The organism is Agromyces humi, from assembly GCF_009720255.1.
Lineage (GTDB): Bacteria > Actinomycetota > Actinomycetes > Actinomycetales > Microbacteriaceae > Agromyces > Agromyces humi.
Map to the genome: position 1 here is coordinate 1 of NZ_WJSP02000112.1, position 9,743 is coordinate 9,743.

At 70.1% G+C, this 9,743-nt stretch carries 11 protein-coding genes; 3 read left to right on the plus strand and 8 right to left on the minus strand.

Annotated features, from left to right (window positions below; translation table 11 throughout):
- The coding region (locus tag GH736_RS10940) for a DJ-1/PfpI family protein (protein ID WP_235934014.1) at nucleotides 1-559 on the minus strand (559 nt) is incomplete at its 3' end.
- Nucleotides 560-621: 62 nt separating this feature from the next.
- Here GH736_RS10940 and GH736_RS10945 point away from each other — a divergent pair.
- Nucleotides 622-1,200: a TetR/AcrR family transcriptional regulator gene (locus tag GH736_RS10945; protein ID WP_159603144.1), complete on the plus strand. Its 579-nt coding sequence runs from the start codon at nucleotides 622-624 to the stop codon at nucleotides 1,198-1,200.
- 169 nt (nucleotides 1,201-1,369) lie between these two features.
- On the plus strand, nucleotides 1,370-2,191 hold the full coding sequence (locus GH736_RS10950; RefSeq protein ID WP_159603146.1) for an alpha/beta fold hydrolase: 822 nt from the start codon (nucleotides 1,370-1,372) through the stop codon (nucleotides 2,189-2,191).
- A 66-nt stretch (nucleotides 2,192-2,257) separates the two neighbouring features.
- Here the strand turns inward: GH736_RS10950 and GH736_RS10955 are convergent, their stop codons facing one another.
- Genes GH736_RS10955 through GH736_RS10970 form a run of 4 tightly spaced genes read right to left on the minus strand, consistent with a single transcriptional unit; the run spans nucleotide 2,258 to nucleotide 6,633 of the window.
- Nucleotides 2,258-3,532 (minus strand): family 1 glycosylhydrolase, encoded by a 1,275-nt coding sequence (locus GH736_RS10955; protein WP_159603148.1) that lies wholly within the window; start codon nucleotides 3,530-3,532, stop codon nucleotides 2,258-2,260.
- Nucleotides 3,529-4,377: a carbohydrate ABC transporter permease gene (locus tag GH736_RS10960; RefSeq protein WP_159603150.1), complete on the minus strand. Its 849-nt coding sequence runs from the start codon at nucleotides 4,375-4,377 to the stop codon at nucleotides 3,529-3,531. Before GH736_RS10960 ends, GH736_RS10955 begins: the two co-directional genes overlap by 4 nt.
- A complete protein-coding gene (locus tag GH736_RS10965) occupies nucleotides 4,374-5,324 on the minus strand; it encodes a carbohydrate ABC transporter permease (RefSeq protein WP_159603152.1) in 951 nt (316 codons plus the stop codon). The genes GH736_RS10960 and GH736_RS10965 overlap by 4 nt, the downstream gene beginning before the upstream one ends.
- Before the next feature lie 52 nt (nucleotides 5,325-5,376).
- A complete protein-coding gene (locus tag GH736_RS10970; RefSeq protein ID WP_159603154.1) occupies nucleotides 5,377-6,633 on the minus strand; it encodes an ABC transporter substrate-binding protein in 1,257 nt (418 codons plus the stop codon).
- A gap of 194 nt (nucleotides 6,634-6,827) precedes the next feature.
- Between GH736_RS10970 and GH736_RS10975 the strand changes: the two genes are divergently transcribed.
- Nucleotides 6,828-7,847 (plus strand): LacI family DNA-binding transcriptional regulator, encoded by a 1,020-nt coding sequence (locus tag GH736_RS10975; RefSeq protein ID WP_159603156.1) that lies wholly within the window; start codon nucleotides 6,828-6,830, stop codon nucleotides 7,845-7,847.
- Nucleotides 7,848-7,939: 92 nt separating this feature from the next.
- Here the strand turns inward: GH736_RS10975 and GH736_RS10980 are convergent, their stop codons facing one another.
- The 3 genes from GH736_RS10980 to GH736_RS24520 form a co-directional block, all read right to left on the minus strand.
- The gene (locus GH736_RS10980; RefSeq protein WP_159603158.1) at nucleotides 7,940-8,707 is read right to left on the minus strand and encodes an alpha/beta fold hydrolase; all 768 of its coding nucleotides are present in this window, start codon (nucleotides 8,705-8,707) and stop codon (nucleotides 7,940-7,942) included.
- 165 nt (nucleotides 8,708-8,872) lie between these two features.
- Complete coding sequence (locus tag GH736_RS10985; RefSeq protein ID WP_203230718.1) at nucleotides 8,873-9,547, minus strand: hypothetical protein; 675 nt, start codon at nucleotides 9,545-9,547, stop codon at nucleotides 8,873-8,875.
- On the minus strand, nucleotides 9,511-9,743 hold a 233-nt coding region (locus tag GH736_RS24520), incomplete at its 5' end, for a hypothetical protein (protein ID WP_203230719.1). The genes GH736_RS24520 and GH736_RS10985, both read right to left, overlap by 37 nt.

Sequence of the window (9,743 nt, forward strand, 5' to 3'; positions counted from 1 at the left end):
ACGCTTCGCCCTCGTCGCGGAGCACATCGTTCTCGTCGGTGATGACGAACGCCTCTGGGAGCCCGGTCAGCTGCTCGATCGTGGCGCGAAGCGGCGACGCCGTGATGTCGCTCCGCTTCATGGCATCGGCGAGGTCGTCGGCGAACTTCCAGTGCGTGGTGGCGCGGCGGCCGTCGAGCACACCGAGCGCGGCGAGCACGAACGCGCCGCTGCAGATCGAGACGAGACGCCGGCTGCGCGACGCGAGGTCGGCCGCGGCCGAGAGCAGGGGATCGCGCACGTAGACCGAGGGCGACTGCTCGCTGCCCGGCACGACGAGGGTGTCGAGGTCGCCCGCGTCGCGCGCCGAGGCGTGCACCGAGACGCGCCCGCCGAGCGAGGTCGACACGTCGCCGCCATCGGGGGAGAGCAGCACGATCTCGTAGCCGTCGACCGCCTGGTTCGCCTCGACGAAGACCTCGGCAGGGCCGACGTAGTCGAGCGCCTTCACCCCGTCGAAGAGGAGGAAGCCGATGCGGCGCCTGCGGCCGGCGGGGAGGATCGACACTGCGGAGCTCATGCCTCCCATCATTCTGGATTCTCCACTCCAATACCAGTCGGCACGGCTTGTAAGCTGGTGGGATGGCCCGGCCCCGAAGCTTCGACGACGACGCACTGCGCGCCGCGGCGTTGCAGGCGTTCTGGTCGCACGGGTACGAACGCACCGCGATCGGCGACATCGCGGAGGCGAGCGGCGTCGGCAACGGCAGCATCTACGGCGCCTACGGCAGCAAGCTCGGCCTCTTCCTCGTCGTCTTCGAGGCCTACTGCCGCTCGCGCATCGAGCTCGTGCGCACCGCCATGGCCGCCGACGGCTCGGCGGCCGACGCCGTGCGAGCGCTGTTCGACGCGATCATCGCCGACTGCGCCAGCCAGCCCGGTCGACGCGGATGCCTCATGCTCAACAGCCTCGCCGAGTTCGGCGGACGCGAACCCCGCGTGCTCGAACTCTGCCAGCAGGCGACCACCGGCATGCAGGCGGTGATCGAGGAGCGCCTCGCCGCGGAGCGGGTCGCCGCCGACCGGGCGGAGCTCGAGCTGCTCGCCGCGCAGATCCTGCTCGTGACCCAGGGGCTCATCCAGGCGAGTCGCCTGCAGACGCCCGCGACCGAACTGCGCGCCGTCGCCCGGGAGTACGAGGCGCTGCTGCCGGTGGCCTGAGGGGCCGGCGGCCCCAGGGGCCGGCGGCCGTGCCCGGCTCGGCAGGTTGACGGCGACAGCCGAACCTGTCCCGAATCGAGGGACGGGCGGCCGCTGCGGCGGGGCATCCGTCGCCCGATGCGCGCAGAGTGGAGGGGAACATGTCCACCACCATCACCTTGGAGCGCGCATGCCCTTCTTCACCACGTCCGACGGCACCGACATCCACTACTCCGACTGGGGCACCGGCCAGCCCGTCATCCTGAGCCACGGCTGGCCGCTGAGCTCCGACGCCTGGGCGGTCGAGCAGAAGCTCCTCGCCGACCACGGCTACCGCGCCATCGCCCACGACCGGCGCGGCCACGGCCGCTCGTCGCGTCCGTGGCAGGGCAACGACATGGACACCTACGCCCGCGACCTCGCCGAACTCGTCGAGGCGCTCGACCTGCGCGACCTCGTGGTCATCGGGCACTCGACCGGCGGCGGCGAGGTCGTGCGCTACGCCGCGCAGCACGGCGCCGGCCGGGTCGCGAAGGTCATCACCGCGGGCGCCGTGCCGCCCGTGATGGTGAAGTCCGACACGAACCCCGAGGGCACGCCCATCGAGGCGTTCGACGACATCCGCGCCAACGTGCTGAAGGACCGCTCGCAGTTCTTCCAGGACCTCTCGCTGCCGTTCTTCGGCTTCAACCGCGAGGGCGCGGCCGTGTCGCGGGGCGCCCGTGACGACTTCTGGCGCCAGGGCATGAACGCCGGCCTCACCGCCGCCTACGACTGCGTGAAGGCCTTCTCCGAGACGGACTTCACCGAGGACCTCAAGGCCCTCGATGTGCCGATCTTCATCGCGCACGGCAGCGACGACCAGATCGTCCCGATCGCGGCCGCGGCGTTGAAGACCGTCGAGCTCGTGAAGCACGGCACCCTCAAGGTCTACGAGGGCGCGCCCCACGGCATCTTCGGCGCGTACCAGGAGGAGCTCGACCGCGACATCCTCGCGTTCATCGCCGGCTGAGTCCGGCGCCGGATGGATCGACGCGACGCCCCGGCGCCCGGTTGCGGCGCCGGGGCGTCGCGCGGTTCACCCGGCTGCCGTCTTCAGGGCGCGTGAGGACTTCGAGTACGCCTCGAACCGCGAGGCCACGGCATTGCGGCGTCGCTCGAGCCCGGTCGTCGACTCCACGAGGTCGAAGAGGCCCATGCTCAGGCGATGCGCCATGGGGGGCTCCACCGAGTGTCGATAGGTCCACTCGATCATGTCGAACAGCGGCCACCAGGTGTAGCCGACGACGTCGATGCCGCTGATCCGTAGCTGCTCGATCGCATCGACCGACGCGTCGAGCCAGGTGATCCGCTCTGCCGGGCTTCCGGTCACGCAGGTCTCGGTGACCATCACTGGCGCGCCGTACCGGTCGGCGTAGCGTCGCAGCATCTCGGTCAGCCCCGCCGTGCCATCGTCGCGCGTGGGACGCGGGTCGGCGAAGCCACCGCGATGGTGGATGCCCGCCTCGAACACCTCCGTCGAGTGGCGCGGGTAGTAGTTCACTCCCATGACGTCGGGTGCGACGGCGCGGTCGGCGAACCAGGCCAACTCGTCGTCGCTGACGCCGTGCTCGGTGAGGAGGGGCAGCAGCGGGTGGTCGGCGACGACTCGACCGGTCACGAGATCCTCGACGAGGAACGCCTGCTCGCTGAGTCGCCGTGCGTGCGCGCGGTGCTCTCGCGCGTCGACGTCGCCCACGTAGCGCAAGGAGGCATCGACGTGGACGAAGCTCGCCTCGGGCTGCACGTCGGCGATGCCGCGCTGGGTCTCGATGAAGCCCCGCGCGATGGCCGTCGAGACCGCGACGAGTCCCGACGGGCCACGGCCGTACGGCGGCCAGTACCCGTACTCGCCGCAGAACAGCGCGTGGATCATCGGCTCGTTGACGGGCGTCCAGTCGACCGCGACATCCGAGTACCGCTCGGCCGCTCGCGTGGCGAACTCGGCGACGTGCTGCGCGTAGTCGGGGTGCAGGAACTGGTCATCGAGCCAGAGCGGGGTGCCGTAGTGCAGCACATCGACGATCGTGCGCACGCCGAGCTCGCCGAAGCGGGCCATGACCCGGTCGGTCCAGTTCCAGTCCCAGACACCAGGTGCCGGGCTGACCCGATGCCACGGAATGCCCCAGCGGAGGAACTCCGCGCCCACCGACTGCGCGAGTGCGAGGTCGTCGTGCCAGCGGTCGTAGTGCTCGGTGAGCTCGTACTCGTCGACCGGCCGCTCGCCGGGTGCGGCCTGCGGCACGAACGTGTTCTCGATGCCCGCGCCGAAGTGCAGCCGGCCGTCGTTCCACCAGGGCGTGTTCGCGGTCACTTCATTCCCGTCGTCGCGACGCTCTCGATGAAGCGTCGTTGGATCATCAAGAACATCACCGCGAGCGGAAGCACGGCGATGAGCGAGCCGGCCATCATCACGCCCTGGGGGATGATCCCGCCGGGGCCGGTGAGGAGGGTCAGGCCGGAGGTGATGGTGCCCATTTCGGCGTCGGTCGTGAACACGAGCGGCCAGAGCAGGTCGTTCCAGTTGTTGACGAACGTGAAGATGCCGAGAGTGAGCAATGCGGGCACCGCATTGGGCAGGATGACGCTGCGGAAGATCCTGAACTCGCTCGCCCCGTCGATCCGGGCGGCATTGTCGAGGTCGCGCGGCAACGAGAGGAAGAACTGCCGCAGAAAGAAGATGCCGAACGCATCCGCGGCCCGCGGCGCGATGAGCCCGGCGAAGGTGTTGACCCAACCGAGGTCTGCGACGAGCTGGTAGACCGGGATCAGCAGCGCCTGGAAGGGGATCATCAGGCTCGCGATGATCGCGATCAGCAGCACCCGGCTGCCGCGGAAGTCGATCCGGGCGAGCGCATACGCGGCGAGGGAGTCGAACACCAGCGCGAACAGGGTCACTCCGCCGGCGAAGACGACGCTATTCAGGATCAGTCGCGCGAAGGGGAGCTCCTCGAAGATCCGCGTGAAGTTCTCGAGCGTCCATTGGCCGGGCAGCAGGGTGGGCGGATAGGCGTTCACCTCGGCGATCGGCTTGAACGCCGTGAAGGCGATGATCGCGATCGGCAGCAGCGCTGCGGCGGCCGCGAGCAGCATGGCGAACCCGAGCACGACGGATGCCGCGTGCACCCGACGTGAGCGAGGGAGCTGGATGGTGGTCATTGCGCATCCCGCTCTCGCCGGCCGAAGAAGATGAACTGCACGAGGCTGAGTACGAGCGTGATCGCCAGCAGCACGTAGGACACGGCCGATGCGAAGCCGAGCTCGAGTTCCTTGAAGCCCGACTCGTAGATCTCCATGACGATCGTCTGCGTGGATCCGAACGGGCCGCCGCCGGTCATGACGTAGATCTGGTCGAAGGCCTGCAGCGCCGCGATGAGCGCGACGATGAGCACGAAGGCGAAGGTGTTGCTGAGCATCGGCAGCGTGATGTGCACGAGTCGCTGCCAGGCGTTCGCACCGTCGACGACGGCGGCTTCGCGGAGGCTTGCCGGGATCTCCTGCAGTCCGGCGAGGAAGATCACCATGTAGAAGCCGAAGGTCTTCCAGACGGCCACGAGGGCCACGGTCGGCATGGCCAGGGTCGGATCCTGCAGCACGTTTCCCAGCTGGATCCCGATGCCGCGCAACCAGTAGTTGAGCAACCCGATCTGCGGGTCGAGGAGGTACGACCAGGCGAACGCGGCGACGGCGAGCGACACGACGAACGGCAGGAACAGTGCGGTCCTGAACACCCCGCGGAGCGGCAGGCGGGGATGGTTCAGGGCGAGCGCGAGCACGAGGGCGACGATGACCGCGGTCGGCGTGAACAGGACGGCGTAGAGCGCGGTGTTGCCGAGCGCGCGGAGCACCGTCGGGTCGGTGAAGACCCTGGCGTAGTTGTCGAGACCGACCCAGCTCTCCCGGCCGAATCCGCTCGAGTCGGTGAAGGAGAGGCGGAAGGCCGAGAGCATCGGCCAGGCCACGAAGGCGCCGAGCACGACGAGCGCCGGAGCGAGGAAGAGCAGGGCGAGCGGATTGCCCCTGGATCGTCTGGGGACGGCATCGCGGCCGCCGAGCGGCGCGGGCGGGCGGTACCTCGCCGCCGGCTTGGGCAGTGTGGTGGACATGGTTCTCCGTTTCTGTCGGGTGGGCTGCCGCCCCCACCCGTCGTGCCGAGGGTCAGTCGGCGAGTGCGGCCTCGATCTCCGCCTGCGCGTCCGACAGCAGCGCAGCGGGATCCCCTCCCGCGAGCGCCTTCTGCGTCGCCGTGTCCACCGCCGACAGGACGTCGACGCTCCCGGTCACGCCCGGCAGCAGCGGACGGGCGGTGCCGGCGATCTCGGTGAGCGACGCGACGACCGGGTTCGACTCGACCGCGGATGCGGGGATGTCACCGCGAAGCGGCGGCCAGCCGGAACCGAGCGACCACTCGGTGGCCACGTCCTGGCTCAGGAAGTACGAGAAGAAGGCCTCTGCGCCGTCGATCTGGGCGTCGTCCGCCTGGGCGGTGACGCCCATGCCGACGCCGATCGCGCTCGCCGCCTGCTCCTCGGGCCCGGCGGGGATCGCCGCGATGCCGTAGTCGATGTCGTTCGCGTCGGAGATCGAGGCCATCCACGGTCCGCCGACGTGCATCGCGGCCTTGCCCGAGCTGAACAACTCGTCCGCCCCGATGCCGTCGAGGCCGGTGGGCGAGATCTTGTTCGTCGCCACCGCGTTCGACCAGTACTCGAGCGTGTCGACGTTCTCGGGGGAGTCGATGACGGCCTCGCCGTCGGCCACGATGTCGCCGCCGCCGCCGTAGAAGAGGCTCGGCCAGAGCCCGTTGGCGACGGTGGCGTGATCGGGAAGGGCCAGCCCGTACTGCTCGGGGGTGCCATCGCCGTTCTCGTCGACCGTGAGCTTGGTGGCGACGTCGACCCATTCGTCCCAGGTGGTCGGGAACGTCGTGATGCCGGCTGCCTCGAACAGCGCCCGGTTGTAGAACACCGAGAGGGGGACGAAGCCGGTCGGCACGCCGAACTGCGCGCCGTCGGCCGTCACCATGTCGGCGGCCGCCGGGAGGACGGCGGCCGCGTTCTCGTCGTCGGCGTAGAACTCGGACAGGTCGACGAACGCCCCCTTGTCGGCGTAGACGGGCATGCGCTCGGCCGGCATGGCCACGATCTCGGGTCCCTCCTCCGCGGAGAGCGCAGGGAGCAGCGTGTCGTCGATGACATCCCAGGTCTTCACCTCGGTCTCCACCACGACCTCGTCCTGCGAGGCGTTGAAGTCGTCGACGATCTGCTCGAGGACGTCGCCATCGGCCTCGGTGTATCCGTGCCAGAAGGTGACCGTGGTCGGGCCTTCCGACTCCGTCTGGGCCGGCGAGCATCCGGTCAGGGCGAGCGCCCCGGCCGCCATCACGGCGAGTGCTGCGGTAGCCGTCTTCCTCATCGAAGTTGCCTTTCTGTGTGACGTCGTCGTCATCCCGATCGACGTCGTCGGCTTCAGGTGCCCGGTCTCGGGACGAGCAGGGTAAACGTTGTACGGTAAACGTTGTACCAGCATCTAAACCCACCGGCCTGCGGCTGTCAAGAACGAGGTACAACGTTGTACGCTTGGCCCGAGTCCAATGAGATCGGAGGCGCATGAGCGCGACCCTGCACGACGTCGCCGACCACGCCGGCGTCTCGATCAAGACGGTCTCGAATGTCGTCAACGGGCTCGGCAAGGTCAGCGCAGCCACCCGCGAGCGGGTGCTCGACTCGATCGCCCAGCTCGACTACCGACCGAACCTCTCGGCCCGCAGCCTTCGCTCCGGCCGCACGGGCGTCATCGGCCTCGCCATCCCGGAGCTCTCGCTCGCGTACTTCGCGCAACTCGCCGACGCGGTCATCGAGGAAGCGGAGCGGCGGGGGCTCGTCGTGCTCATCGAGCAGACGCGAGGAGGCGACCGGGGCCGGGAGGTCGAACTGCTTCGCGGACCGCGACGGCAGCTCACCGACGGGCTCATCTTCAGCCCGTTCGGCATGACGGAGGACGACACCGAGCTCCTCGACATCGGCTCGCCGCTCGTGCTGCTCGGCGAACGGCTCCCGGGCGCGAACGTCGATCGGGTGACCATGCACAACGTGGAGGCCGGCGCAGCAGCCACGACGAGCCTGTTGAAGCTCGGACGCGAGCGGGTCGCCGTCATCGGGGCGCACCTCGACGCACGCCACGGGTCGGCCGTGCTCCGCCACCGCGGCTACGAGCAGGCGCTCCGGCAACACGGCGTCGAGCTGCGCGACGAGCTCGTCGTCGAGGTCGACCTCTGGCACCGCAGCAACGGGGCCAAGGCGATGCGCGAACTCCTCGCGCGCGGCGAGCCGTTCGATGCGCTCTTCGCCATGAACGACGAGCTCGCCCTCGGCGCCCTGCGCGTGCTGCAGGAGGACGGCATCGACGTGCCGTCGGACGTCGCGCTGATCGGATTCGACAACGTCGACGAGGGGCGGTTCTCACGACCGAGTCTCTCGACGGTCGACCCGGGCCGATCGGAGATCGCCAGGATGGCGGTCGACCTGCTGGTGGAGCGCATCGGCGGTGCCACGTCCGACGACATCGCACCGCGCGAGCTGCAGTCGCCGTTCCGCGTCATCGAACGTGAGTCGACCACGGCGGAGTGAGCCGCCGCCGTGAATGAGCGGCGAGCGTGCGCCCGCGAAACGACAGCGGCCGCCCTCCATCGGAGGGCGGCCGCACGCGTGTGCGCCGTGACTCAGGACGCGATGCGATCCTCAGGCTCCGAACCGGCGGCGGCGTCGGCCTCCCCGGCGAGCTCCGCGAGGGCCCCGGTGATCACGGCCACCACCTCGGCCGGGTTGGTCTGCATCACCAGGTGCGGGGCGTCGATCTCGACCACCGAGCGCAGCCCGGCGCGGGTGTAGCCGAAGCGCTCCACGTCGGGGTTGATCGTGTGGTCGGCGCTCGAGACGATGCCCCAGCCGGGCTTCGTCTTCCACGCGGCGTCCGATGCTGGCTCGCCGAACGCGAACGCCGCCAGCGGGCGCTGCGACACGGCGAGCACGCGTGCGGTCGCCTCGGGCACGCCCGCCGCGAAGACCGCGGGGAAGGCGTCGATGGCGACCGAGACATCCGTGCCGGGCTCGCCGCCCTCGACCGGGTACGGCGTGTACACGAGGTTCGCGGCCAGGTCGGAGTCGGGGAAGCCGCCCTGCAGCTGCCCGAGGCTCTCGCCCTCGTCGAGCGCATAGCCCGACACGTAGACGAGGCCGACGACGTTCTCGGCCACGCCGGCGACGGTGATCACCGCGCCGCCGTACGAGTGGCCGGCGAGCAGCACGGGGCCGTCGATCTGCTCGACGAACGCGCGCACCGAGGCGGCGTCGGCCGACAGGCTGCGGTTGTACACGGGCGGCACGCGCACGGCGTGGCCCTGCTCGAGGAGCAGCGACGTGACGGGCGCCCAGCTGGCGGCATCCGCGAAGGCGCCGTGCACGAGCACGATCGTGGGAGTGGTGGACATGGAACTCCTTCGAGACGACGGGACTCGGACCGCCGACGGCCTGCCTGCCATCGCGTCACGTTCCCGGTTGTCCCCAGCCTCGCGCCGGTGCGCCCGAAGCGGTCCGCCCCAAGTGGCCGCGAATCGCGCGGAATCGGACACCGTCGGCGGATGCCTCCCCGTCGCTCAGTGCGCCGAGCGCAACCGCTCCTCGGGCAGCAGCGCGGTGCCGGGGTTGCAGCCAAGCTCGCCCGGCTGCAAGAGGATGCGCGGCACGTACAGCACCTGCACGCCGTCGCCGTCGCGCTTCACGAGCAGGCAGTCATCGGCGTCGCCCATCGCGAAGCCGATCTCGCCGTCGGCAACCGCGGCGCGCGGCTCGAACGCCTGCTCGCGCTCGCCGGTCGGCTGCGGCATCCGGTCGGTGATCTCGGCGACGACCTGATCGGCGGATGCCGCGGCCGACGCGTTCGTGAGCACCTCCACCGCGAGCGCCTCGGCGCCGTCGGGCACGACGAACACGGTTCGGGTGTCGACGGGCGGTGCGATGCGGTGCGCATCGGGCGGACAGGGGAGGTCGCGGGCGACCGCCGTGTCGACGTCCCAGTCGCCGAACTCCTCGGTGGCCACGCCCCAGAAGTCGAACTCCGACTCGAAGCACGCCACGTAGGGCTCGTCGTACTGCGTGGGCTGCACCGTCACCCGGAACTGCAGTGCCCCGAACGGCTCGCCGTGCACGGCGCCGGGATAGGGCTCGACCCCGATGAGCTCGACGCCCGTCGAGTCGGCGGTCGCGGCATCCGCCCATCGTGCGTAGTCGTCGATCACGTCGGTGCCGTACCGGTAGAGGCCGCGCGACACGTCGGCCACCGCAGCGCGAGCCGCCGCGTGGGACTCGGCGTCGGGTCGCAGTTGCGCCAGCGCGTTGCAGCCGGTGAGTCGAGGATCCCGCCGTTGCCACGGCGGGTCGATCCGAAGTGGCGCTCCTCGACGTCGACGACAGGTACGCGCAACTCATCGACGGGTGGGAGGTCGGCGAGGTCCTTGACGTTGAAGT